This is a genomic window from Ruegeria sp. BJ5, assembly GCF_056537865.1.
This window is the reverse complement of record NZ_JBQFSH010000001.1, coordinates 1,274,999-1,297,864: the sequence shown is the minus strand read 5'-3', so window position 1 is coordinate 1,297,864 and position 22,866 is coordinate 1,274,999. Positions and strand designations below refer to the sequence as shown.

23 protein-coding genes are annotated in these 22,866 nt (G+C 62.9%); 15 read left to right on the top strand and 8 right to left on the bottom strand.

Going from position 1 to position 22,866, the window contains the following annotated elements; translation table 11 throughout:
* Window positions 1-65: 65 nt before the first annotated feature.
* From topA to tldD, 3 genes are all read right to left on the bottom strand, one after another.
* On the bottom strand, window positions 66-2,681 hold the full coding sequence (gene topA, locus ACR0NY_RS06515) for a type I DNA topoisomerase (protein ID WP_170368824.1): 2,616 nt from the start codon (window positions 2,679-2,681) through the stop codon (window positions 66-68).
* A gap of 149 nt (window positions 2,682-2,830) precedes the next feature.
* A complete protein-coding gene (gene dprA, locus ACR0NY_RS06510) occupies window positions 2,831-3,961 on the bottom strand; it encodes a DNA-processing protein DprA (protein ID WP_170337534.1) in 1,131 nt (376 codons plus the stop codon).
* Window positions 3,962-4,188: 227 nt separating this feature from the next.
* The gene (gene tldD / locus ACR0NY_RS06505; protein WP_093963036.1) at window positions 4,189-5,610 is read right to left on the bottom strand and encodes a metalloprotease TldD; all 1,422 of its coding nucleotides are present in this window, start codon (window positions 5,608-5,610) and stop codon (window positions 4,189-4,191) included.
* A gap of 176 nt (window positions 5,611-5,786) precedes the next feature.
* Between tldD and coxB the strand changes: the two genes are divergently transcribed.
* From coxB to ACR0NY_RS06450, 11 genes are all read left to right on the top strand, one after another.
* Complete coding sequence (gene coxB, locus ACR0NY_RS06500; RefSeq protein WP_170368823.1) at window positions 5,787-6,698, top strand: cytochrome c oxidase subunit II; 912 nt, start codon at window positions 5,787-5,789, stop codon at window positions 6,696-6,698.
* Between the two features lie 82 nt (window positions 6,699-6,780).
* Window positions 6,781-7,737 carry a heme o synthase gene (gene cyoE, locus ACR0NY_RS06495; RefSeq protein ID WP_170368822.1) on the top strand — a complete coding sequence of 319 codons (957 nt, stop codon included), beginning with the start codon at window positions 6,781-6,783 and terminating at the stop codon, window positions 7,735-7,737.
* Window positions 7,734-7,895 carry a hypothetical protein gene (locus tag ACR0NY_RS06490; protein ID WP_170368821.1) on the top strand — a complete coding sequence of 54 codons (162 nt, stop codon included), beginning with the start codon at window positions 7,734-7,736 and terminating at the stop codon, window positions 7,893-7,895. The genes cyoE and ACR0NY_RS06490 overlap by 4 nt, the downstream gene beginning before the upstream one ends.
* Complete coding sequence (locus ACR0NY_RS06485) at window positions 7,895-8,470, top strand: cytochrome c oxidase assembly protein (protein WP_093962748.1); 576 nt, start codon at window positions 7,895-7,897, stop codon at window positions 8,468-8,470. The genes ACR0NY_RS06490 and ACR0NY_RS06485 overlap by 1 nt, the downstream gene beginning before the upstream one ends.
* 22 nt (window positions 8,471-8,492) lie before the next feature.
* Window positions 8,493-9,308 (top strand): cytochrome c oxidase subunit 3, encoded by an 816-nt coding sequence (locus tag ACR0NY_RS06480; protein ID WP_093962747.1) that lies wholly within the window; start codon window positions 8,493-8,495, stop codon window positions 9,306-9,308.
* A 173-nt stretch (window positions 9,309-9,481) separates the two neighbouring features.
* Complete coding sequence (locus ACR0NY_RS06475; protein ID WP_170339384.1) at window positions 9,482-10,159, top strand: SURF1 family protein; 678 nt, start codon at window positions 9,482-9,484, stop codon at window positions 10,157-10,159.
* Complete coding sequence (gene thrC, locus ACR0NY_RS06470) at window positions 10,156-11,544, top strand: threonine synthase (protein WP_170337539.1); 1,389 nt, start codon at window positions 10,156-10,158, stop codon at window positions 11,542-11,544. Before ACR0NY_RS06475 ends, thrC begins: the two co-directional genes overlap by 4 nt.
* The gene (locus ACR0NY_RS06465) at window positions 11,541-12,803 is read left to right on the top strand and encodes a M16 family metallopeptidase (protein WP_170337540.1); all 1,263 of its coding nucleotides are present in this window, start codon (window positions 11,541-11,543) and stop codon (window positions 12,801-12,803) included. Before thrC ends, ACR0NY_RS06465 begins: the two co-directional genes overlap by 4 nt.
* On the top strand, window positions 12,803-13,387 hold the full coding sequence (locus ACR0NY_RS06460) for a GNAT family N-acetyltransferase (protein ID WP_093962743.1): 585 nt from the start codon (window positions 12,803-12,805) through the stop codon (window positions 13,385-13,387). The genes ACR0NY_RS06465 and ACR0NY_RS06460 overlap by 1 nt, the downstream gene beginning before the upstream one ends.
* 92 nt (window positions 13,388-13,479) lie before the next feature.
* Window positions 13,480-14,298 carry an MBL fold metallo-hydrolase gene (locus ACR0NY_RS06455; protein WP_170337541.1) on the top strand — a complete coding sequence of 273 codons (819 nt, stop codon included), beginning with the start codon at window positions 13,480-13,482 and terminating at the stop codon, window positions 14,296-14,298.
* 38 nt (window positions 14,299-14,336) lie between these two features.
* Window positions 14,337-15,755, top strand: coding sequence for an FAD-binding oxidoreductase (locus tag ACR0NY_RS06450; protein WP_170368820.1), 1,419 nt, complete (start codon window positions 14,337-14,339; stop codon window positions 15,753-15,755).
* A 38-nt stretch (window positions 15,756-15,793) separates the two neighbouring features.
* Here ACR0NY_RS06450 and ACR0NY_RS06445 read toward each other — a convergent pair whose 3' ends face one another.
* Both ACR0NY_RS06445 and ACR0NY_RS06440 read right to left on the bottom strand, forming a co-directional pair.
* On the bottom strand, window positions 15,794-16,276 hold the full coding sequence (locus ACR0NY_RS06445) for a fasciclin domain-containing protein (protein ID WP_093962740.1): 483 nt from the start codon (window positions 16,274-16,276) through the stop codon (window positions 15,794-15,796).
* Window positions 16,277-16,445: 169 nt separating this feature from the next.
* Window positions 16,446-16,985 carry an adenine phosphoribosyltransferase gene (locus ACR0NY_RS06440; protein WP_170337941.1) on the bottom strand — a complete coding sequence of 180 codons (540 nt, stop codon included), beginning with the start codon at window positions 16,983-16,985 and terminating at the stop codon, window positions 16,446-16,448.
* Window positions 16,986-17,194: 209 nt separating this feature from the next.
* Between ACR0NY_RS06440 and ACR0NY_RS06435 the strand changes: the two genes are divergently transcribed.
* Window positions 17,195-17,368 (top strand): hypothetical protein, encoded by a 174-nt coding sequence (locus ACR0NY_RS06435; RefSeq protein WP_222457049.1) that lies wholly within the window; start codon window positions 17,195-17,197, stop codon window positions 17,366-17,368.
* Window positions 17,369-17,374: 6 nt separating this feature from the next.
* On the opposite strand, the gene ACR0NY_RS06430 is transcribed toward ACR0NY_RS06435, so the two are convergent.
* Window positions 17,375-18,004: a LysE family translocator gene (locus ACR0NY_RS06430; RefSeq protein ID WP_040634229.1), complete on the bottom strand. Its 630-nt coding sequence runs from the start codon at window positions 18,002-18,004 to the stop codon at window positions 17,375-17,377.
* 61 nt (window positions 18,005-18,065) lie between these two features.
* Entirely contained in the window at window positions 18,066-18,938 is an 873-nt protein-coding gene (locus tag ACR0NY_RS06425) for an S-methyl-5'-thioadenosine phosphorylase (protein WP_170368819.1), read from the bottom strand.
* A gap of 216 nt (window positions 18,939-19,154) precedes the next feature.
* Between ACR0NY_RS06425 and ACR0NY_RS06420 the strand changes: the two genes are divergently transcribed.
* Window positions 19,155-20,789, top strand: a complete 1,635-nt coding sequence (locus ACR0NY_RS06420; RefSeq protein WP_170368818.1) for a SulP family inorganic anion transporter — start codon at window positions 19,155-19,157, stop codon at window positions 20,787-20,789.
* A 15-nt stretch (window positions 20,790-20,804) separates the two neighbouring features.
* Here ACR0NY_RS06420 and ACR0NY_RS06415 read toward each other — a convergent pair whose 3' ends face one another.
* Window positions 20,805-21,410, bottom strand: a complete 606-nt coding sequence (locus tag ACR0NY_RS06415; protein WP_093962734.1) for a flavin reductase family protein — start codon at window positions 21,408-21,410, stop codon at window positions 20,805-20,807.
* Between the two features lie 72 nt (window positions 21,411-21,482).
* On the opposite strand from ACR0NY_RS06415, the gene ACR0NY_RS06410 reads away from it, so the two are divergent.
* Both ACR0NY_RS06410 and ACR0NY_RS06405 read left to right on the top strand, forming a co-directional pair.
* Entirely contained in the window at window positions 21,483-21,977 is a 495-nt protein-coding gene (locus ACR0NY_RS06410; RefSeq protein WP_170368817.1) for a GNAT family N-acetyltransferase, read from the top strand.
* A gap of 54 nt (window positions 21,978-22,031) precedes the next feature.
* On the top strand, window positions 22,032-22,781 hold the full coding sequence (locus ACR0NY_RS06405; protein ID WP_170368816.1) for an EcsC family protein: 750 nt from the start codon (window positions 22,032-22,034) through the stop codon (window positions 22,779-22,781).
* Window positions 22,782-22,866 lie beyond the last annotated feature (85 nt).

Below are 22,866 nucleotides of genomic sequence, written 5' to 3'. Positions count from 1 at the left end.
ATTGGGAAGTCAATGAAACCTGCGGGCGGGTGGTATTTCTACCTAACCGCCCGCGGGGGCCGGGATCAGCCGGCTTTCTTCTTGGTGGCTTTCTTCTTGGGCGCGGCCTTTTTGCGGGTGCCTTTCTTGGCCGCCTTCTCATTGACAAGTTCCACCGCCATTTCGGGCGTCACGTCCTCGGGCTTGATGTCCTTGGGCAGGGTCGCGTTGATCTTTTCCCACTTCACATAAGGCCCATAGCGCCCGTCCAGAACCTGGATCGCGCCGCCGTCGGGATGCTCGCCCAGTTCCTTCAGCGGTTTGGCCGCAGCCCGTCCGCGCCGCCCGGGATTGGCGCGTTTTTCCGCCAACAGTTCGACGGCGCGGTTCATGCCGATCTCGAACACGTCGTTGGGATCCTTGAGGTTGGCATAGACCGGCTTTGCCTCATCCGGCAGCTGATGCATGATATAGGGACCGAAGCGCCCGAAATTGGCGCTGATCATACCGCCCTCGGGGTGTTCGCCAATCTCGCGCGGCAGACTCAGAAGGGTCAGCGCCTTCTCAAGGTCCATGTCATCCTTGCTCCAACCCTTGGGCAAAGAGGCGCGCGGCGGTTTCTTGTTCTCGGGCGTGGCTTCGCCGCGCTGGACATAGGGGCCGAAGCGTCCGGATTTCAGCCAGATCTCATCCTCGCCATCCATGCCCAGCATGCGTTCCTCGCCCTCGGCGCCTTCACCGGCGATGGGGCGGGTATAGGTGCATTCGGGATAGTTCCCGCAGCCCACGAATCCGCCGGTCCGCGAGGTTTTCAGGTGCAGCCGTCCGACCCCGCATTTGGGGCAGATGCGCGGATCCGAGCCATCCTCGCGCAGGGGGTACAACTGCGGGGCCAGTGCCTCGTCCAGTTTGTCGAGCACTTCCGAAATCCGCAGCTCTGACGTCTCGGCGATCGCGGCCGAGAAATCGCGCCAGAACTTGGAAAGCAGGTCCTTGTAGTCGCGGGCGCCGGCGCTCACCTCGTCCAGCTGCTCTTCGAGGTTGGCAGTGAATTCGTATCCCACATACTGGCGGAAGAAATTCAGCAAGAAGATCGTGACGATCCGGCCCTTTTCCTCGGGGATCAGGCGGTTCTTGTCCTTGCGGACGTAACCGCGGTCCTGAATCGTGGTGACGATCGAGGCATAGGTCGAGGGTCGCCCGATGCCCAACTCCTCCATCCGTTTGACCAGGGTCGCCTCGGTATAGCGCGGCGGCGGCTGGGTGTGGTGTTGCAGCGCCAGAACCGCCTGGTTTTCCGACAGGATGGCCTTCTTGTCCGCGCCGTCGGCGGTGGCCTTGTCAAACTGATCCTTCAGCGTGGTCTTGGCAAAGCGCGCCGGATCACCCTGCATGATCTGGGGCAGGCGCTTGTCATCTTCGTCCTCGACATCGTCGCGGCCTTCCTCGTAGACGCGCATGAATCCGTCGAACAGCACGACCTGACCGGTGGCGCGCAGGCCCACCTGGCCGTCATCGCTGCCGATTTCGACGGTGGTGCGTTCCAGCCGCGCGGCAGCCATCTGGCAGGCGATCGTGCGCTTCCAGATCAGATCGTACAGCTTGCGCTGATCGTCATCCGACAGTTTCAGGGCGGCCGCATCTTTGCTCATGTCCGTGGGCCGGATGCATTCGTGCGCTTCCTGCGCGTTCTTGGCCTTGTTCTTGTACATGCGCGGGCTGTCCGGCACGTATTCGGCACCGAACCGGTCCTTGATCGCGTCCCGCGTGGCGGCGACGGCCACGGGGGCCATGTCGATGCCGTCAGTTCGCATATAGGTAATGTGCCCGGCCTCGTACAAACGCTGGGCCACCTGCATCGCGTGGCGGGCGCCCATGCCAAATTTGCGGCTGGCTTCCTGCTGCAGGGTCGAGGTCATGAACGGGGCGCTGGGATTGCGCGCGGCTGGCTTCGCTTCGACCGAGGTCACGCTCAGCGCGCGGCTGGTGATGGCCTGCACCGCCAGTTCAGCCTGGGTGGCGTTGGCGATGTCATGTTTGTCCAGCTTTTTGCCGGCCAGCGTGACCAGTCGTGCTTCATAGGTCTGGCCGCGCGGCGTTTCGAACAGCGCCTTGACCGACCAGTATTCCACGGGCTTGAAGGCCTCGATCTCCATCTCGCGCTCGACGATCAGGCGCAGGCAGACCGATTGCACGCGCCCGGCCGATTTCGCGCCGGGCAGCTTGCGCCACAGAACCGGCGACAGGTTGAAGCCGACCAGATAGTCCAACGCGCGCCGGGCGAGGTACGCCTCGACCAACGGCATGTCCACCTCGCGCGGGTTCTGCATCGCCTTGGTCACCGCATCCTTGGTGATGGCGTTGAAGGTCACCCGGCTGACGGCCGTATCCTTCTTGATCGAGCGGCGTTTGGTCAGCGCCTCCTGCAGGTGCCAACTGATCGCCTCGCCCTCGCGGTCGGGGTCGGTTGCCAGGATCAGCGCGTTGTCATCCTTGAGCGCGTCGGCGATGGCCTTGACGTGTTTGCGGCTGTCGGCACCGACCTCCCAAGTCATCGAAAACTCGTGGTCGGGATCCACCGATCCATCCTTCGGAGGCAGGTCGCGAACATGTCCGTAAGAGGCCAGGACCGTGTAGTCGGGGCCAAGGTATTTATTGATCGTTTTTGCTTTGGCCGGGGATTCTACAACAACTACAGGCATTTAGTTAAAAACCTCGCTCGACGGATTGGGCGCCTTCTATGGCCGTGCAAAATGTGTAGGGCAAGATGGATTTGTCAATGCACAGTCTGAAAGGCCCGAAATCCGGCCAAATTGAGACGGTCTGCCCGGGTTGGAACCACCTCGGCAGATCACACGGCGAGGCTCAGCAACCCGCCCGGCTGGCGACGGATCAATCCGTCCAGCTCCAGATCGATCAAAGCGGGGCCGATCACGCTGGCGGGCGCATCAACATCCCGGATCAACTGGTCCTCGGCCAAAGGCGAAGGCCCCAACCGTTCCAGGATTCGGGCGTGGAGCGCCTCGGGAGGAGTGATTGTCTGCGCGACGGGCGCCGTGTCGGGGGCAGGTTCGGACGCTCTGCGCGGCTGCGGGGGCAGGGCGTCGATTACATCCTGCACGCAGCGCACCAGTGTGGCGCCTTCACGGATCAGAAGATTGCATCCGGCGGCGCGGGCGTCGAACGGATGGCCGGGCACGGCAAGAACCTCGCGTCCCTGATCCAGTGCGTCGCGCGCCGTGATGAGGCTGCCGGACTTGGCGGCAGCCTCGACGACGACGACGGCCTGAGACAGACCCGATATGATCCGGTTGCGGCGAGGAAAGTGGCGGGCCTGCGGGGTCACGCCCATTGGTTGTTCGGAGATGCGCAGCCCTTTGGTCGCGATGTTGCAGGCCAGTTCCTTGTTTTCCGCCGGATAGATGATGTCGACGCCACCGGCCATGACCGCAACGGTTCCCGTTTGCAGCGTGGCCAGATGCGCGGCGGTGTCAACACCGCGGGCCAAGCCGGAGACGACTACGTAGCCACTCTCACCCAGGCCACCTGCCAGAGCCCGCGCCATCCTGGTTCCCAAGGACGAACAGTTGCGGGCGCCGACAAGCGAGATCATCGGGCGCTGAAGCACCGACACGTCGCCTACTGCCCAAAGCATAGGAGGGGCATCGTTCAGATCGGTCAGCGCGGTTGGATAGTCGGCGGCCCCAAGGCACAAAAGCCGCGCTTTTGCGGCTTTTGCGGCCTTGAGTTCCGCCTCGATGACGCCGGGCGGGCATATTTCATACCCTGCAATTCCGGCAGCGCGTGCCAATTCCGGCAACGCGGCCAGCGCATTCTGCGCCGAGCCATGTTCGTGCATCAGGCGCCGGAATGTTGCCGGGCCAACCTTGCGCGAACGCAACAGGCGAAGCCAGGAAAACCGGTCCTCTTCCGTGGTGGGTGGGAGTGGGGGGTGATTGGAAGAAAGCTGCTCTTCGGTCATCCGTCGCTCCGCCTGATTGCAGAACTGGTTTACGGCGTGACGGGTTAACAGCTTGTGAATCGCAGAAAATTTTAGCGTGTTCCAGCGTGGGCTTCGCGAAATAGGCGCGCAAACCTTTGAAGGTAATAACTTTTCTCAGACGGTCATTTTTGATGCGCTACGGTTCATTCCCGCCGGGCCGGCAGCACGGATTAACCATGGTGCCGGCCGCAAGCACACGATTCGTATCAAGCGGCGGATCCTCCGACCGTCAGCCCCTCCATCAGCACCGTAGGCTGCCCCACACCCACAGGCACCCACTGACCGTCCTTGCCGCAGGTTCCCATGCCGGGATCCAGAGCCATGTCGTTGCCCAGGCCCCGGATACGTTTCAGCGCTGAAGGACCGTCGCCGATCAGCGTTGCGCCCTTGACCGGCGCGCCGATCTTGCCGTTCACGACCCGATAGGCCTCGGTGCAGCTGAACACGAATTTGCCGTTGGTGATGTCGACCTGGCCGCCGCCGAAACCTACGGCCCAGATGCCATCCTTGATTTCGGCAACAAGGTCCGCCGGGTTAGCATCGCCGCCCAGCATGATCGTGTTGGTCATGCGCGGCATAGGTTTGTGCGCATAGCTTTGCCGCCGCCCGTTACCGGTGGGGGATACCCCCATCAGGCGCGCATTCTGGCGGTCCTGCATGTAGCCGGTCAGGATGCCGTCTTCGATCAGCACGGTGCGCGAGCTGGGCGTTCCCTCGTCATCCACGGTGATCGATCCGCGACGATCCGGGATCGTTCCGTCATCCACCACGGTCACGCCCTTGGAGGCGATCCGCTGCCCCATCAGCCCGGCAAAGGCCGAACTCCCCTTGCGGTTAAAGTCTCCTTCCAAGCCATGCCCGATGGCCTCGTGCAGCAAAATGCCGGGCCAGCCGGGGCCCAGTGCAACTTCCATCACGCCGGCCGGAGCGGGAACGGCATCAAGGTTGACCAAAGCAATGCGCAGCGCCTCTCGGACCTTATCCTGCCAATCGGACGGGTCAATCAGGCCGTCCAGACCAACGCGGCCGCCACCGCCGGCCGATCCGCTTTCGCGCCGACCGTTCTGTTCGACGATGACCGACACGTTCAGGCGGGTCATCGGACGAACGTCGCGTACCATGGTGCCATCCGGGCGGAGGATCTCGACCTCTTGCACGGACGCGGCGATCACGGCGCTGACTTGGACCACCCTGGGGTCCAGGTCGCGCGCAAATCCGTCGATTTCGCGCAGAGTCTCGACCTTGACCGGGAAGCTGGCGGATTCGATCGGGTCTGCATCCGTATAAAGCTGCTTGTTTGTGCGCCTTGGCGCGTCGGCCAAAGTGCCGCCGCCGTCACCAACCGCCAGCCGGGCGGTTTCCGCAGCACGTTTCAGCGAGGGCATTGATACATCGGTCGAGTGGGCATAACCGGCCACATCACCCTGCACGGCACGCAGCCCGAATCCCTCGGACGCATCGTAGGATGCGGTGCGCAGGCGCCCATCGTCAAAGGCAAGTGTTTCGGATTTCCGACGCTCTACAAACAGCTCGCCGTCTTCGGCCCCAGCGGTGGCCGAGCGCAGTACGGCCAGTGCCTCGTCATGCGGCAATGCGGTCTCGAACGGGCGAAACGGGGCTTGAGTCATGGGTTGCGGCCTTTCGCGTTTGATCCAGATCAAAAATAGCGTCTGTTTGACGCAAGCATTTTGCTTTATCTACCTCCCGGAATATGGTTTTTAACGCGGCCAAAGACAACGGGAGAGGTGTGACCGATTCACACCTGTTCGCCAGAGACGCAAAGATCAAACGATCAGGACAGAAAATGAAGAATGCTTTGATGCTTTCGGGGGTGTTCGCAGCCCTCTCCAGCCTTCCCGCCATGGCTCAGGATCTTGAGATCATCGGCAAGCCGGTCGACGGCGGCATGGGCTTCCAGCCGGCGGCCACCAGCCTGGCCGAAGGGATTCACCGCCTTGACGGTATGATTCTGGTTATCATCACCGCGATCTGTCTGCTGGTCGCAGGCCTGCTGGTATACTGCATCGTGCGCTACAACCAGCGTGTAAACCCGACCCCGGCGCGGTTCTCGCACTACACCCCGGTCGAGATCGCCTGGACCATCGGCCCGATCCTGATCCTGGTCTTCATCGGTGCGTTCTCGCTGCCGGTGCTGTTCAAGCAGCAGGAAATCCCCGAGGGTGATGTCGTCATCAAGGTGATCGGCAACCAGTGGTACTGGACCTATGAATATGTTGATCACGACTTTGCGTTCGACAGCTATCTGCTGGGTCACCCTGCCACTCTGGACGAGGGTGCACGCCCCGCCGATGCGGATGTAACCCCGTTCGTTCTGGACGATGCGATGCGCGCCAAGCTGGCCGATGCCGGCTACAGCGAGGATGAGTGGCTGCTGGCCACCGACACAGCTGTCGTGGTTCCCGTCAACAAGGTGGTTGTGATGCAGGTCACCGCGGCTGACGTGATCCACTCGTGGACGATCCCCGCGTTTGGCGTCAAGCAGGACGGCGTTCCGGGCCGTCTGGCCGAGCTGTGGTTCCAGGCCGACAAGGAAGGCATCTACTTTGGCCAGTGCTCCGAGCTGTGCGGCAAGGACCACGCCTATATGCCGATCACTGTCAAAGTCGTCAGCGAAGAAGCCTATCAGGAATGGCTGCAGGGCGCGTTGGACGAATACGCTGGCCAGCCGGCGTCGTTCCAGATCGCCTCGAACTGACGATCCCGGGGCCTGAGGCCCGATAGAAACCAAGGACAGGCTGCGCGGGTATCGCGCAGCTTTCGCACCACAAGGACCTGACATGACCGACGCGAGCATCAATGCCAGCACACTTGCCGCACAATCCCGTGCGGACGAGGCCGGCTTTGGCGACTATTTCGCCCTGCTCAAGCCGCGGGTGATGTCGCTTGTCGTGTTCACCGCGTTGGTGGGTCTGCTGGCCGCCCCTGTGCCGGTACATCCGTTCGTCGGCTTCTGCGCCATCCTGTTCATCGCCATCGGCGGTGGCGCCTCGGGCGCGCTGAACATGTGGTGGGACGCGGATATCGACAAGGTTATGAAGCGCACCAAGGGCCGTCCGATCCCATCGGGCAAGGTTGAGCCCGGCGAGGCGATGGCGCTGGGCCTGGCCCTGTCGGGCCTGTCGGTGATCATGCTGGGCTTGGCGACCAACTGGTTCGCGGGCGCGTTTCTGGCCTTTACCATCTTTTTCTATGTCGTGATCTACACGATGTGGCTCAAGCGGCTGACGCCGCAGAACATCGTGATCGGTGGCGCTGCGGGCGCCTTCCCGCCGGTAATCGGATGGGTGGCGGCCACGGGTTCGATGACGCTTGAGGCGTGGCTGATGTTTGCCGTGACCTTCATGTGGACCCCGCCGCATTTCTGGGCGCTGGCGCTGTTCATGCGCTCGGATTATGACGACGCGGGCGTGCCGATGCTGACTGTAACGCATGGACGCCGCGCCACGCGGACCCATATCTTGGTCTATACCGCATTGCTGGCTCTGCTGGCCGTGGGCACCGCGTTCTCGGGTATCGGTGGGCCGATTTACTTGGCTGTGGCCGTGGTGTTGAACGCTCTGTTCCTGCGGGGGGCATGGGCCATCTCGCGCCGCACCGAGGATGACGCGGAGGCGGACAATTTCAAGGTTGAGCGCAGCTTTTTCAAGCTGTCGCTGCTGTACCTGTTCCTGCATTTTGGCGCAATCCTCGCCGAGGCGCTGCTGAAACCTTACGGGTTGGGAGGCTGGTCATGAGCCTGCGCAAAAGCCATGAACTGCACCAGCGTCGTTTTGGCCGCAACCTGGGTGTTGGGCTGACTCTGGCGGCGTTCATCGTGATTATTTTCGGCCTGACCATCGTAAAGGTCTCGGGCAGCGATTTCGGCGTGCCCAGCGAGGAGTTTCAGAACTGATGGCTTTGAGCGGACCGCAGAAGACCGTCGCGCAGACCGTTGGTCTGGTTGTTCTGATGGGCAGCCTGGCCTGGGCGGCCGTACCGTTCTACGACTGGTTCTGCCGGGTCACCGGGTTCGGGGGCACCACCGGCGTGGCCGAGGCCACGCCCGACGATATCCTCGACCGGGTGGTGACCGTTCGCTTCGACGCGTCCAAGGCCAAAGACATGCCGTGGGAGTTCAAACCCGTCGAGCGCGAGATGAAGGTACGCATCGGCGAGACCGGTCTGGCCTTCTACGAAGCATACAACCCGACGGACAAGCCGGTTGCGGGGCAGGCGTCGTACAACGTGACGCCTTATTCCGCCGGCGGATACTTCCAGAAGATCGCCTGTTTCTGCTTTGAAGAGCAGGTTCTGGAGCCTGGCGAGCGGGTCGAGATGCCCGTAACTTTCTTCGTCGACCCCGAAATGGTGGAAGACCCCGAAGCACAGTATGTTCATACGATCACGCTGTCGTATACATTCTATGAAATAGACCTGCCCGAGGGCTATGCCGCCCTGGATGCGCAGGCAGAAACAAACACGAACTAACGCCTGTAGGTGAGGGACGCTGATGGCACACGCAAAAAACCACGATTACCACATTCTGGCACCTTCGATCTGGCCGCTGATCGGCGCGATCGGTGGCTTCGTCATGCTGTTCGGAGCCGTCTTGTGGATGCACGGCATGACCTCCTTCGTGTTCTGGGGTGGTCTTGTGGCGGTACTCTACACGATGTTTGCCTGGTGGTCCGAGGTCGTGGCCGAAAGCCGCGCGGGTGATCACACTCCGGTCGTCCGGATCGGACTGCGCTACGGGTTCATCCTGTTCGTCATGTCCGAGGTGATGTTCTTCTTTGCCTGGTTCTGGTCGTTCTTCAAACATCGCATGTATCCGATGTACGACTATGCCGGTACCGAATACATCCAGCCTGACATCCACGCGGTGGACCCGTTCCACCTGCCGCTGATCAACACTCTGGTTCTGTTGCTATCGGGCTGTGCGATCACTTGGGCGCACCACGCGCTGGTCCACGACAACGACCGCAAGGCGCTGATTCAGGGTCTCGCGATCGGTATCGTCCTGGGTATCGCCTTCACCTTCCTGCAGGCCTTCGAATACTACGAACTACTGGCCCACGAAGGGTGGGAGTTCGGCGGCGATCAGTTCTACTCGAACTTCTTCATGGCAACCGGCTTCCACGGCGCACATGTGATCATCGGCACCATCTTTCTGACGGTCTGTCTGATCCGCGCGCTGCGTGGCGACTTTACCCCGGAGAAACACGTCGGGTTCGAGGCGGCCGCATGGTACTGGCACTTTGTCGACGTTGTCTGGTTGTTCCTGTTCTTCGCCGTTTACATTTGGGGTCAGGCACCTCTGATGTGACGTCGCGCAAGGCTGTCGAATTGCAAAAGCCGCCCTTCTGGGCGGCTTTTTCTCGATCAGGTGCGCAAGGGATTGCGCCCCTTACAATTGCAAGGTTGCATTTCCTTGCGCACAGACCGTAACAAGACGCCGGCTTGACCCCGAGCCGCTATGACACGCAACAAGGGCCAGACATGCGCCGCATCCTGTTTCTGCTGATTTTCGGGCTCGCCGGGCTGGCGGTTCTTGTGTCTCTGGGCACTTGGCAGGTTCAGCGTCTGGCGTGGAAAGAGGGCATTCTGGCCGATATCGAAGCCCGGATCGCCGCCTATCCGGTGCCGCTGCCCGAGGCGGTCGATCCCGAAGCCGACCGCTATCTGCCCGTAGAGGTATCGGGCGAGATGCTGCCCGGCGAAATCCATGTGCTGGTTTCGGTCAAACAGGTCGGGCCGGGCTATCGGATCATAGCGCCTTTCCGAACCGGTGATCGTACGATCCTGGTGGATCGGGGTTTTGTGCCCACAACGGCCAAGCAGGCCGAACGCCAGATCGGCCCCACGCAGGTTGTCGGAAATCTGCATTGGCCCGATGAGATCGACGGCTATACCCCCGATCCGGACCGGGCGGGCAACATCTGGTTTGCCCGCGATGTACCCGCGCTGGCCGATGCGCTTGGGGCCGAGCCGATCCTTCTGGTTGCCCGCAGCCAGACCGATCCCGCCATCACGCCGCTGCCGGTGGATACGGCGGGTATTCCCAATGACCATCTGCAATACGCGGTGACATGGTTCGGCCTGGCGCTGGTCTGGGCCGCAATGACCGGATATTTCCTGTGGCGCGGCCGCGCCCCATCAGAAAGTGACGCGCAATGAAATATATCTCGACCCGCGGGCAGGCGCCCGAACTGAGCTTTGAAGAGGCGATGCTGACCGGTCTTGCCCGCGACGGCGGCCTGTACCTGCCTGCCGAGATCGCGGTTCTGAGCCAGGACGAGATCGCCGCGATGGCCGGGCTGCCCTATGAAGAGATCGCGTTCCGCGTTATGTGGCCCTATGTCAGCGGCTCGTTCGCCGGGGACGAATTCAAAGAGATCATTGCCCGCGCCTATGCCGGGTTCGGTCATGATGCCCGCGCGCCGTTGAAGCAGCTGAACGAGAACCACTTTCTGCTGGAGCTGTTCCACGGGCCCACGCTGGCCTTCAAGGATTTCGCCATGCAACTGATTGGTCAGCTGTTTCAGGTGGCGCTGAAGCGGCGGGGTGAGCGTGTGACCATCGTGGGCGCCACCAGCGGCGATACCGGATCTGCCGCGATCGAGGCGTTCCGGGGGCTGGATGCGGTCGATGTGTTCATCCTGTTCCCGCACGGTCGCGTGTCCGAGGTGCAGCGCCGGCAGATGACCACACCCGCCGACAGCAACGTGCACGCGCTGGCCGTCGATGGCGATTTCGACGACTGTCAGGCCGCCGTGAAGGACATGTTCAACGATTTCGACTTCCGCGACGGGGTCAAGCTGGCGGGGGTGAACTCGATCAACTTTGCCCGCGTGCTGGCTCAGGTGGTCTATTATTTCTCGGCCGCGACCAGCCTGGGCGCGCCGCACCGCAAGGTCAGCTTCACTGTACCCACCGGCAATTTCGGCGACATCTTCGCCGGCTACATCGCCAAGCGGATGGGTCTGCCCATCGACCGTCTGGTGGTGGCGACCAACCAAAACGACATCCTGCATCGCTGCTTGTCGGGGCAGGGCTACTTCAAGGGCGACACCATCCCCTCGATCAGCCCGTCGATGGACATTCAGGTCAGCTCGAACTTTGAACGCGCGCTGTACTATGCCTATGGCGAGGACGGGCGGGCCGTGGCGCAGTTGATGGACGAGCTGAAACAGGGCGGCTTCCACGTCAGCCAAGGCGCGATGGAGGCCCTGCGCGAAAGTTTCGACTCGGGCCGTGTGTCCGAAGAAGAAACGCTGGCCACGATCAAATCCACGCTGGAACAGAGCGCCGAGCTTGTCTGCCCGCACACTGCCGTGGGCATCAAGGTGGCCGAAGACACCCGTGCCGCCGATGTGCCGATGGTCACGCTGGCCACCGCGCACCCTGCGAAATTCCCCGCCGCGGTCGAGCAGGCCAGCGGTGAGCATCCGCCTCTTCCCTCGCGCATGTCCGATCTATATGAACGTCCGGAACGGGTGACCCGCATCGCCAACGATCTGGGCGCCATCGAGGATCATATCAAAAGGCACATTGCTGAGTGACTGTCAGACTGGACCAACTAACGAACGGCTTTCGGATCGTCAGCGAGCAGATGCCGGGGCTGCAATCGGCCGCCATCGGAATCTGGGTGACCGCCGGCGGGCGGCACGAGCGGATCGAACAGAACGGCATCGCGCATTTCCTCGAGCACATGGCCTTCAAGGGCACCGAGCGGCGCTCGGCCCTGCAGATCGCCGAGGCGATCGAGGATGTGGGGGGATATATCAACGCCTATACCTCGCGCGAGGTGACGGCCTATTACGCCCGGGTGCTGAAGGATGACGTGGCACTGGCGATGGACGTGATCGGCGACATCGTTCTGAACCCCGTCTTCGATCCGCGCGAAATCGAAGTCGAGCGCGGCGTGATCCTGCAGGAAATCGGCCAGGCGCATGACACGCCCGATGACGTGATCTTTGACTGGCTGCAGGAACAGAGCTATCGCGACCAACCGCTGGGCCGCCCCATCCTTGGCCCATCCGAACGGGTCAGCGCCTTTTCGCGCGACGACCTGTCGGCCTTCGTGGCCGAGCATTATGCGCCCGACCAGATGATCCTGTCGGCGGCAGGTGCCGTCGATCATGACCAGCTGATGAAGCTGGCAGAAGAGATGTTCGGCCATCTGCAACCCCGCAAGGGGCTGCTGCCGGAACCCGCCCGGTTCACCGGCGGCGAGGCGCGGCGGGACAAGGCGCTGGAGCAGGCGCATTTCGCACTGGCGCTGGAAAGCCCGGGCTATCGCGATGACGAGATCTATACCGCGCAGATCTATTCGACCGCGCTGGGTGGCGGCATGTCCTCGCGCCTGTTCCAGGAAGTGCGCGAGACCCGCGGGCTGTGCTATACGATCTTTGCCCAGACCGGCGCCTATGCCGACACGGGAACGACCACGATCTATGCCGGCACCTCGGCCGATCAGGTGGGCGAACTGGCCACCATCACCATCGACGAGATGAAGCGTGCCGCCGAGGACATGAGCCCCGAGGAGGTTGCCCGGGCCCGGGCGCAGATGAAGGCCGGGATGCTGATGGGGCTGGAAAGCCCCTCGAACCGGGCCGAGCGTCTGGCCCGACTGGTGCAGATCTGGGGCCGTGTTCCGCCGCTTGAGGAAACCGTGGCCAAGATCGACGCGGTCAGCACTGCAGACGTCCGCGCCTTCGCCGAGAAGATGGCGGTTCAGGCCCCGGCGGCGCTGGCGCTTTACGGGCCTGTGGGGGGTGCGCCGACACTGGAGAGGCTGCAGGAGAGGCGCGCGGCGTGATGCTGTTGGGCAGACGCAGGCTGAAACTCGAGACCGAGCGGTTGAGCTTGCGCCCGCCCGTGCATTCCGACTTCAACGACTGGGCCGCGCTGCGGCTGGCCTCGCGCGAGTATCTGACCCCGTGGGAGCCGATCTGGGCCAAGGACCATCTGACCCGCAAATCCTTCACCAACCGTGTCTACTGGGCGCAACGCTCGGTGGCCAATGGCACGGCGGTTCCGCTGTTCCTGTTCCGCAGAACCGATGACATGCTGGTGGGCGCCATCACGCTGGACAACATCCGCCGGGGGCCGGCGCAGGCCGGAACGCTGGGCTATTGGACCGGGCAGGCCTTTGCCCGGCAGGGTTACATGCGCGAGGCCATCGGCGCCGTGGTGCATTACGCCTTTACCCGGCTCGACCTGAGCCGGATCGAGGCCGCCTGTCTGCCGGAAAACGCCGCCTCTCGCGGGCTTCTGGAAAGTTCGGGGTTCAAATACGAGGGCGTGGCGCAATCCTATCTGCAGATCAACGGGCGTTGGCGGACGCATGTGCTCTATGCGTCGCTGCGATCGGACCGGCGCGGGCGGACGGACGCGGGCTAGGGCGCCCGTTCGGCCCTGATCCGGGCGGGCCTGTTTCCGAAATCTGGGCCCCGTGACGTGACTCGAGGCGCCGATGCGCTAGACTTCCCGTCATGCGGAGTATTTTGGCGGGTTTGATCTTTCTGGCAGGGACGGCGGCGGCGCAGGAGCGTCGGCCGAGTCATTGCATCGCCATCGCCCAGAACACCCCCGGCATCGAATATCTGCACAAGGCGGCGTGGCAGGATCCGGTGCCCGAATTCTCGGTCCGGATCAGCTATGTCGCGCATGCGTCCTTTCTGATCCAGACACCCGGCGGGCTGAATGCCGTGACTGATTTCACCGGGTTCATCGGCGGCGCGGACCTGATCCCCGACATCGTGACGATGAACCACGCCCATGACACCCATTGGACCGCCTATCCCGATCCGGCCATCCCGCATGTGCTGCCGGGGTGGGGTGAGTTCGGGCAGGGCATCGAACACTATCTGGATCTGGGCGAATTGCTGGTGCGCAACGTATCGACCGATATCCGATCAGCATACGGCGGAGTGGAAGAGCGCGGAAACTCGATCTTCGTGTTCGAGGTCGAAGGCCTGTGCATTGGCCATCTGGGACATCTGCACCATGTGCCGTCCGACGCGCAATTCGCCGCCCTTGGGCGGCTGGACGTGGTCATGGCGGCGGTAGACGGGGGCACGACCATGCCCTTGCCCGAGATGATCTCGGTCCTGCAGCGGCTGAAAAGCTCGGTCATCATTCCGATGCACTGGTTCTCGGGCTATTCGCTGGACCGGTTCCTGGCCGATATCCGATCCGACTTCCCGGTGCGCCGGGATGGGGTTTCGGAGATCGAAGTGTCCCTGCGGACCCTCCCGGACCGCCCGACGGTGGTAGTGCTCGAGCCGCAATACCTGATGGAACTGGAATAAGCCTTGCCGTGCGCCGCGGGCTTGGGCATGCAGAGGGCATGCATTTGAACCCTGCCGACGAAACCTTTGCCGAAACCATCCGCGCCCGCCTGGGTGACGATATTCTGCGCCCGGTCGAGCCGCGCTATCTGGACGAGCCGCGCCGCCGCTTTGTCGGGCAGGCGGGTCTGCTGGCCTTGCCCCGCACGGTTGAGCAGGTCGCAGCCTTGGTGCGATTGGCGTCCGAGGCCCGCGTCCCGGTGGTGCCATACGGTGGCGGCACCGGTCTTGTGGGCGGGCAGGTCATGGCGGATGGCCCCGCGCCCCTGATCCTGACGCTCGGGCGGATGCGCGCGATCCGGGCCGTTTACCCGACCGAAAACATCCTGATCGCCGAGGCTGGTGCGGTGCTGGCCGACATTCAGGCTGCGGCCGAGGCGGCCAATCGGTTGTTTCCGTTGTCGCTGGCGGCGCAGGGGTCATGCCGGATCGGGGGAAACCTGGCTACCAATGCAGGGGGCGTCAACGTCCTGCGCTATGGCAATGCGCGGGATCTGTGCCTCGGGCTCGAGGCGGTTCTGCCCAACGGCGAGATCTGGCACGGGCTGGGGCGGCTGCGAAAGGACAACACCGGTTATGACCTGCGCAACCTGCTGATCGGGTCCGAGGGCACGCTGGGGGTTATCACCGCCGCCTCGCTCAAACTGTTCCCGCGTCCTGCCGGGCTGGGCACGGCGATCTTTCAGGTGGCCAGTCCCGAAGCGGCGATCGACCTGCTGGCCCTGGCCCGGGACCATCTGGGCGAAACCGTCAGCGCATTCGAACTGATCCACAGACAGGGGCTGGATTTTCTGGCAGAGGTCTTGCCGGACGTGCGGCAACCCTTTGACACACCGCCGGAATGGTCGGTGCTGATCGAGCTGGGATTGGCGGCGGGGCACGAGCCCGAGGCGGCGCTGGAATCCTTGTTCGTGGCAGCGGAGGCGCGTGGTCTGGTGTCGGACGGCGTCATCGCCCAGAGCGCCGCGCAGCGCGACGCGCTGTGGTCGGTGCGCGAACGCATCCCCGAGGCAAACCGGTTGATCGGTTCGGTGTCCAGCCACGATATCTCGGTTCCGATTTCGCGGATCCCCGACTTCATCCGGCAAGGCGGCAAGGCGATTGCGGCCCTCGGACCGTTCCGGGTGAACTGCTTTGGTCATCTGGGGGACGGCAACCTGCACTACAACGTCTTCCCGCCCAAAGGTCACGACCGGGGCGAGTTCGATGACCGGCGCGGCGCGATCAAGCGCGCGGTTCATGACCTGGTGCATGAATTTGAAGGATCGGTCAGTGCCGAGCATGGGGTGGGCCGTTTGAAGACCGGCGATCTGGAACGCTATGGTGATCCGGCCAAACTGTCGGCCATGCGCGCCATAAAGGCTGCTTTGGACCCGCTCGGGATCATGAACCCGGGCGCCGTCCTGTCAGATGTGTGAGTGCGGCCCGGACGCTCCGGGCCGCAGCGATGCGTTCTTTACGACTCGGGCAGGATAACCTTGTCGATGACGTGGATCACGCCATTGCTGGTTTCGATATCTGCCTGAACGACATTTGCGTCATTGACCATGACACCGTTGTCGAGATCGATCGTGATCTCTCCACCCTGTACGGTGGCGGCGGTCATGTCGTCGGACAGATCACCCGACATCACCTTGCCCGGAACCACGTGATAGGTGAGGATCGCCACAAGTTGATCCTTGTTCTCGGGCTTCAGCAGCGTTTCCACGGTGCCTTCGGGCAGCGCGGCAAAGGCTTCATCGGTAGGCGCGAAAACGGTAAACGGACCTTCGCCCTTCAGCGTGTCAACCAACTCGGCGGCCTGCACGGCTGCGACCAGAGTGTTGAAGCTGCCAGCCCCGACAGCGGTGTCCACAATGTCCTTGCCGTGGCCGTCGGCCATGGCAGCGGTCGAAAACAGGATACTGGCGACACCGGCAACAGCGAATTTGCGAAACATGATCTACTTCCCTTGTTGAGGATGTCATCGGCGACATCAGGGGCGATACGGCGACACGCCGGGAAAAGATCATGCGTCGGGGGCAAAAAACCGACTGGAAAACGAACGACGCCGCGCTAAGCGCGCGGCGTTTTCAGCGGCAAGTCACGAAATCGTGACTGTTGTCTGTTCACAGCCCTTCGAATTCGCACAAGACATGGACGTCCATGCCCATCTCCTCCAGCACCTTCCGGCCACCCAGCTCGGGCAGGTCGATGATGAAGGCGCAGCTGACGATCTCGCCGCCCAGACGCTCGATCAGCTTGATGCCTGCCGCGGCAGTGCCGCCGGTGGCCAGCAGGTCATCAACCACCAGAACCTTCTCGCCGGGCTGGATCGCGTCATCGTGGATCTCGACGATGGCCTCGCCGTATTCCAGCTTGTATTCCTCGCTGATCGTGGTGCCCGGCAGCTTGCCCTTCTTGCGGATCGGAACGAAGCCCACGCTCAGCTGGTGAGCGATCGCGCCGCCCAGGATGAACCCGCGCGCCTCGAGCCCAACGACCTTGTCGATGCGCTCGCCGGCATAGGGGTGCAGCATCTGGTCGATGGCCATGCGAAACCCGCGGGGATCCGCAAACAGGGTCGTCACGTCGCGGAACATGATCCCTTCGTGGGGAAAATCGACGATGGTCCGAATGTAATCCTTGACCGTTTTGCTTCTGGACATGGGGCAACCCTTCTTGCGTCAAAACACGGCGGTGTTTGGCGTATCACGGCCAGTCATGCAAGCCACGGCTGCCTTCCTGCGCGTATTTACTGCGGAACAGATGCGCCGGGACCACCCGCCCTTGGGGGGCTGTGGGTATCGACAAGCGATGCGCTTTGTCTATACAAGGTGCCACGCGCTGATGCAGGCCCAGAACAAGGATGACAGCCGTGGCCAAGGCCGACCTCAAGGGATCCACCAAAAAGAATAGCCAGCTGGTTCTGCGCCTGGACAAGGACGAACGCGACGCATTTGTTGCGCTTTGCCGCGATCTCGACACCTCGGCCGCGCGCGAGATCCGCAAGTTCATTCGCGCGTTCATGGCCGAGAACGCCGGGACCTGACTGCCTTCAGGCCGGGCGGCGCAGTACCGCCGTGGCCACGCCCATTCCGATCAGGGTCAACCCTCCGAAACGGGTCATGCCGGTGATGATGCCGGGGCGGCCGATTACGCGGCGCAGCCGGTCGGCCAGCAGCGCATAGGCCAGCGCGTTCAGCCCCGCCAATCCCACGAAAGTGGCGATCAAAATGGCGAATTGCGGACCCAACGGCTCGGCCGGGCGCAGAAATTGCGGCACGAAGGCAATGAAGAAGGCGATGGATTTTGGGTTTAGGGCAGTAACGGCGGCCGCATGGCCGAACACGCCGCGCGCGGTGACGTCGCGCCCGGTGGCAACCGCTTGCATCCCGCCGGACGGCGCACTGCGCAGCAGCTTGATGCCCAGCCAGACCAGATAGGCGGCGCCCACCCATTTCAGCACCGAAAACAGCGTGGCCGACGCCAGCACCAGCGCCCCAAGCCCCAGCAGCGAAGCGGTCATGGCAATCAGGTCCCCCAGCGCAACCCCTGTGGCAGAGGCCACGGCCACGCTGCGCCCTTTGGACAGCGCATAGCTGAGCACCAGCAGAACCGTCGGTCCCGGGATCAGCAGAAGAGCGGTCGAAGCTGCGACAAAGGCCAGCCAAAGTTCAAAATCCATTACAAACCTCCGTCAGATCCGCCGCAGCAATCCTGAAAAAACTTGTGGCCATCAAGACCGCCTACAATACCCGGCCCGCCACCGCATCCAGCTTGGCCAGCACTTGCGGGTCGCGCTTTTCCGGGGCCGTCAAAATCGCGTGGTCCAATGCCCGGTCGCAGCCATGCGGGCAGGGCGCGCGGTCCGCTCCCAGCAGGGCGGGCAGGCCTTTGACCAAGGCGCGCGCCTTCTCGGCGTTGCCAGTCAGCGTCGCGATGATCGCGGTCACGTCCACTTCGCCGTGATCGGGGTGCCAGCTGTCATAGTCGGTGACCATCGCCACCGAGGCATAGCAAAGCTCGGCCTCGCGGGTCAGTTTGGCCTCGGGCATGTTGGTCATGCCGATCACGTCGCAGCCCCACTGCTCGCGGTACATCTTCGATTCCGCCAGCGTCGAGAATTGCGGCCCTTCCATCGCCAGGTAGGTGCCGCCGCGATGCACGGTGATGCCGGCCGCACGGGCGGCGGATTCACAGGCATCGCCCAGGCGTGGGCAGGTCGGATGGGCCACGCTGACATGGGCGACGCAGCCGGTGCCGAAAAAGCTTTTCTCGCGGGCGAAGGTGCGGTCGATGAACTGATCGACGACCACGAAATCGCCCGGCGCCATGTGTTCGCGGAAGGAGCCGCAGGCCGAAACCGAGATCACATCGGTCACCCCCAGCCGTTTCAGCGCGTCGATATTGGCACGATAGGGCACCTCGGTCGGCGAATGCACATGCCCGCGCCCGTGGCGGGGCAGAAAGGCCATCCCTATGCCGTTCAATGTCCCGGTCAGGATCTGGTCGGACGGCGCGCCCCAGGGCGTTTCCACGGTAACCCATTGCGGCGTTTCCAGCCCATCGATGTCATAAATTCCCGATCCGCCGATGACGGCAATCTTTGTCTGGGCCACGTTCGTTCTCCGCTGCGATACCTGCCTGTGGGAATTTCTGCGGGCTTGTCGGGCATTTGGCAAGGCTTGCCGGTGTTTTTGCGCCCCACAGGGGCCACAAGGCGCGCGGCCTTGCAGTTTTTGCATGACAGCCTGCCATCGATGGGCTAGCAGACAGCGCCGAAGGCGGGTATACGACCGCCTTCGCGCGAACATTCTGACCCACAGGACCATTTCATGCCCCGAGCCTTGCTGGCAAGCTTTGCCAATCGCCTCGCTATTCCCGATCTGAGCTGGATGCCGGACGAAAAGCTGACCCCCGCCCGCCTGCGGATCGAGCTTCTGTCGGGCCTGACCGTCGCCCTGGCCTTGGTGCCCGAAGCGGTGGCCTTTGCCTTCGTCGCCGGGGTTCACCCTCTGGTGGGCCTCTACGCGGCGTTCCTGGTGGGGCTGATCACCGCGCTGATCGGGGGCCGTCCGGGTATGATCTCGGGCGCAACCGGTGCGCTGGCGGTCGTCATGGTGGCGCTGGTGGCGCAGCACGGGGTCGAATACCTGTTCGCCACGGTGGTCTTGATGGGCATTCTGCAGATCATCGCGGGGGCCATGCACTGGGGCCGGTTCATCCGACTGGTGCCGCATCCGGTGATGCTGGGCTTTGTCAACGGCCTGGCCATCGTAATCTTTCTGGCGCAACTGGGCCAGTTCAAGGTGCCGGGCACGATGGAAAACACTGGCCACGGCATGAGCGGCGGTGAATGGCTGTCCGGGATGCAACTCTATACGATGCTGGGGCTGGTCGCGCTGACCATGGTGGTGATCTGGGTGATGCCGCGCATCACGCGCATCGTGCCAGCGCCGCTGGCGGGCATCGTCGTGGTTGCCGCGTTGGTGATCGGCATGGGGCTGGATGTCCCGCGCGTCGGTGACCTGGCCTCGATCGAGGGCGGACTGCCGAAATTCCACATCCCCATGGTTCCGCTGACTTGGGAGACATTGGAGATCATTCTGCCCTACGCCGTCATCCTGGCCGCCATCGGCCTGATCGAATCTCTGCTTACGCTGAACCTGGTGGGCGAGATCACCGGCAAGCGCGGTGGTGCGTCGCAGGAATGCATCGCGCAGGGCACCGCCAACGTCGTGACCGGGTTCTTTGGCGGCATGGGCGGCTGTGCGATGATCGGTCAGTCGATGATCAACGTGAAGTCCGGCGGCCGCACGCGCATCGCGGGGATCGCTGCCGCGCTGTTCCTGCTGGTGTTCATCCTTGTCGGCTCACCCCTGATCGAACAGATCCCGCTGGCCGCGCTGGTTGGCGTGATGTTCATGGTGGTGATCGGCACCTTTGCTTGGAACTCGTTCAACATCCTGCGCAAGGTGCCGCAGACGGATGCCTTCGTCATCGTTCTGGTCACCGTCGTCACCGTGATGGAAGACCTCGCTGTGGCCGTCGTGGTCGGCGTGATCGTTTCGGCGCTGGCCTATGCCTGGAACAACGCCAAGCGCATCCACGCGGTCACCCGCGACTCGGAAACCGAGAAAGGCGCCAAGGTCTACGAGATCAAGGGGCCGCTGTTCTTCGGCTCGTCTGAGGGGTTTGTCGAACTGTTCGATGTCCAGAACGACCCGGAAACGGTGATCGTGGACTTCGCCGACAGCCGTGTGGTCGACCAATCGGCCCTGCAGGCCATCGAAAACATCGCCGCGAAATACGAGGCGGCAGGCAAGCGCGTCATGCTGCGCCATCTCAGCCGGGATTGCCACAAGCTGCTCAAGAAAGCAGGTCACCTGATGGTCGACAGCGACGATGACCCGGATTACGGCCTTGCGGTCGACTATTCTGTTCGAACCGGCGTTCTGGGCGGCCATTGAGCCCCCAAACCCGGCTCAATCGTCTGGACGATTGAGGGAAAACAACTCCGTCACCACCGAGTAGTCGCGATACCCAAGCCGCGACAATGGTTGAAAGGTGGTGACGTCGAACTTGCCGTCCTTCAGGCAGTCATCGCGCAGGTGCACGCCGATGACCTCTCCGAAAACCACCCGGTTGGCTTCGCCGGGCAGCGTGACGATCTGAGTCAACTTGCATTCCAGCGCGGCGGGGGCGCCTTCGATGCGGGCGCATGGGATGGTTTCGCATTCCACAGGTGTAAGGCCGGCGTGAGCGAACTCGTCCACCTCTTTCGGAAGGCTGGCCGAGCTTGCGTTCATCGCATCCCGATGGGCGTGGGCCACCACGTTGACGCAAAAGACGCCGGTCGCCTCGATATTGGCGATGCTGTCCTTTCCGCGGTCCTGGTCGTGCTTTGTGCCGGTTGAGGCAAACATCACCTGAGGCGGCGTATAGGCGACCCCGTTGAAGAACGAATAGGGCGCCAGGTTGTTGATCCCATCCGCGCCGCGGGTCGAGATCCATCCGATTGGGCGCGGCGTGATGATGGCGTTGAACGGGTTGTGCGGCAATCCGTGACCGTCTTCGGGGCGATAGAACATCTGATCTCCAAGCGTTTGCTCAAGGCCTAGCGAAGTGCTAGGGCGATTTCCAGAGTCGAAAAGAGGGCCGCGGTGCAGCAGTTCGGGATCAGGCCGGAAGAGCCGGAGGATTGGTGGGAAGTCGAAGCCCTCTATGACCTGTGCTTTGCGCCGGGGCGCGAGGCGCTGTCGTCCTACCGCTTGCGCGACGATGTTCCGCCAGTGTCGGGCCTGTCGATGGTGGCCCGTGACGGGCAGGGCATCTTGGCCGGGGCCATACGATTTTGGCCGGTTCATGTTGGCGCACACGATGCGCTCTTGCTGGGGCCCGTTGCGGTTCACCCGACCCACCAGGGGGAAGGGTTGGGTGGTTTTCTGATCCACGAAGGTATCGAAGCCGGGCGGGCCAAAGGGTGGGACCGGGTCATGCTGGTTGGTGATGCGCCCTATTATTCACGCTTTGGGTTTGCCCGGCTCGAGGGGGTAGGGATGCCGCCGCCAACCAACCCGGATCGGGTTCTCGGGCTGGATTTGATCCCCGGCGCATGGCACGGAGTGAGTGGTTTGGTGACCCGCTGGACGCGCTGATCTATTGAAACGGCGTTGTGAAATGCCAATGTTTCAGGGTCAGGAGGACACCGAATGAATGACGTCGTTCTCGTCGGAAAAATTGATCCCGACGCCGAGTTGGACCGGCTGGCAATCCACTACCGCAGCGCGGGCGGCAGCGGCATCCGGTTGCTCAATCGTCTGGGTGGATCGGCCGAGTCGCTGCTGGAACAGCTGCCCGGTTCGGTGCGCGATGGGCTGACCGGCGCAACCGAGCAGGCTTTGTGGCTTGCAGTCCGTGCCGCTGACGGATCGCGCCGCGCGGTTCCCGACCAAAAGCCGTGGGTCAACACCGCCATCTCGACCACGATGGGCGCCGCGGGTGGGGCTGGCGGCCTGACGACGGCGTTGATCGAGCTTCCGGCGACCACGGCCATGTTGTTGCGCGCAATCCAAGGGGCCGCATCGCGTGAAGGTTTTGACCCCTCGGCAAGGAACGTGCAGTTCGATTGCATCCGTGTCTTGTCGGCGGCAGGTCCCTTGGCGCATGACGACGGCGCAGACATGGGGTTCTTTTCGGTCCGACTGACCGTGACGGGCCCCGCTCTGCAAAAGATCATTGCCGCCGTCGCGCCGAGATTGTCGGTCGTTTTGGGGCAGAAACTGGCGGCACAGACCGTTCCGGTACTGGGAGCTTTGGCCGGAGGCGGCGCGAACTACCTCTACGCCCGGTACTATCAGCAGATTGCCCGTGTGCATTTTGGCCTGCGGCGTCTGGCGATCGATGCCGATATTCCGCATGACGAGCTTGTGCAGCGTCTGCAACGTCGCATGTTGGTCTGACCCACAGTTTCAAAATTGGACAGAACCGCAGGATGTGGTATCCTGCACCTAATCGGTCCGCAAGATAAGTGGCCGAAAACAGGCA

What these genes read in the sequence shown, in the direction of transcription:
- topA (WP_170368824.1), bottom strand. Translation starts at nt 2,681, where the DNA reads ATGCCTGTAGTTGTTGTAGAATCCCCGGCCAAAGCAAAAACGATCAAT.
- dprA (WP_170337534.1), bottom strand. Translation starts at nt 3,961, where the DNA reads ATGACCGAAGAGCAGCTTTCTTCCAATCACCCCCCACTCCCACCCACC.
- tldD (WP_093963036.1), bottom strand. Translation starts at nt 5,610, where the DNA reads ATGACTCAAGCCCCGTTTCGCCCGTTCGAGACCGCATTGCCGCATGAC.
- coxB (WP_170368823.1), top strand. Translation starts at nt 5,787, where the DNA reads ATGAAGAATGCTTTGATGCTTTCGGGGGTGTTCGCAGCCCTCTCCAGC.
- cyoE (WP_170368822.1), top strand. Translation starts at nt 6,781, where the DNA reads ATGACCGACGCGAGCATCAATGCCAGCACACTTGCCGCACAATCCCGT.
- ACR0NY_RS06490 (WP_170368821.1), top strand. Translation starts at nt 7,734, where the DNA reads ATGAGCCTGCGCAAAAGCCATGAACTGCACCAGCGTCGTTTTGGCCGC.
- ACR0NY_RS06485 (WP_093962748.1), top strand. Translation starts at nt 7,895, where the DNA reads ATGGCTTTGAGCGGACCGCAGAAGACCGTCGCGCAGACCGTTGGTCTG.
- ACR0NY_RS06480 (WP_093962747.1), top strand. Translation starts at nt 8,493, where the DNA reads ATGGCACACGCAAAAAACCACGATTACCACATTCTGGCACCTTCGATC.
- ACR0NY_RS06475 (WP_170339384.1), top strand. Translation starts at nt 9,482, where the DNA reads ATGCGCCGCATCCTGTTTCTGCTGATTTTCGGGCTCGCCGGGCTGGCG.
- thrC (WP_170337539.1), top strand. Translation starts at nt 10,156, where the DNA reads ATGAAATATATCTCGACCCGCGGGCAGGCGCCCGAACTGAGCTTTGAA.
- ACR0NY_RS06460 (WP_093962743.1), top strand. Translation starts at nt 12,803, where the DNA reads ATGCTGTTGGGCAGACGCAGGCTGAAACTCGAGACCGAGCGGTTGAGC.
- ACR0NY_RS06455 (WP_170337541.1), top strand. Translation starts at nt 13,480, where the DNA reads ATGCGGAGTATTTTGGCGGGTTTGATCTTTCTGGCAGGGACGGCGGCG.
- ACR0NY_RS06450 (WP_170368820.1), top strand. Translation starts at nt 14,337, where the DNA reads ATGCATTTGAACCCTGCCGACGAAACCTTTGCCGAAACCATCCGCGCC.
- ACR0NY_RS06445 (WP_093962740.1), bottom strand. Translation starts at nt 16,276, where the DNA reads ATGTTTCGCAAATTCGCTGTTGCCGGTGTCGCCAGTATCCTGTTTTCG.
- ACR0NY_RS06440 (WP_170337941.1), bottom strand. Translation starts at nt 16,985, where the DNA reads ATGTCCAGAAGCAAAACGGTCAAGGATTACATTCGGACCATCGTCGAT.
- ACR0NY_RS06430 (WP_040634229.1), bottom strand. Translation starts at nt 18,004, where the DNA reads ATGGATTTTGAACTTTGGCTGGCCTTTGTCGCAGCTTCGACCGCTCTT.
- ACR0NY_RS06420 (WP_170368818.1), top strand. Translation starts at nt 19,155, where the DNA reads ATGCCCCGAGCCTTGCTGGCAAGCTTTGCCAATCGCCTCGCTATTCCC.
- ACR0NY_RS06415 (WP_093962734.1), bottom strand. Translation starts at nt 21,410, where the DNA reads ATGTTCTATCGCCCCGAAGACGGTCACGGATTGCCGCACAACCCGTTC.
- ACR0NY_RS06405 (WP_170368816.1), top strand. Translation starts at nt 22,032, where the DNA reads ATGAATGACGTCGTTCTCGTCGGAAAAATTGATCCCGACGCCGAGTTG.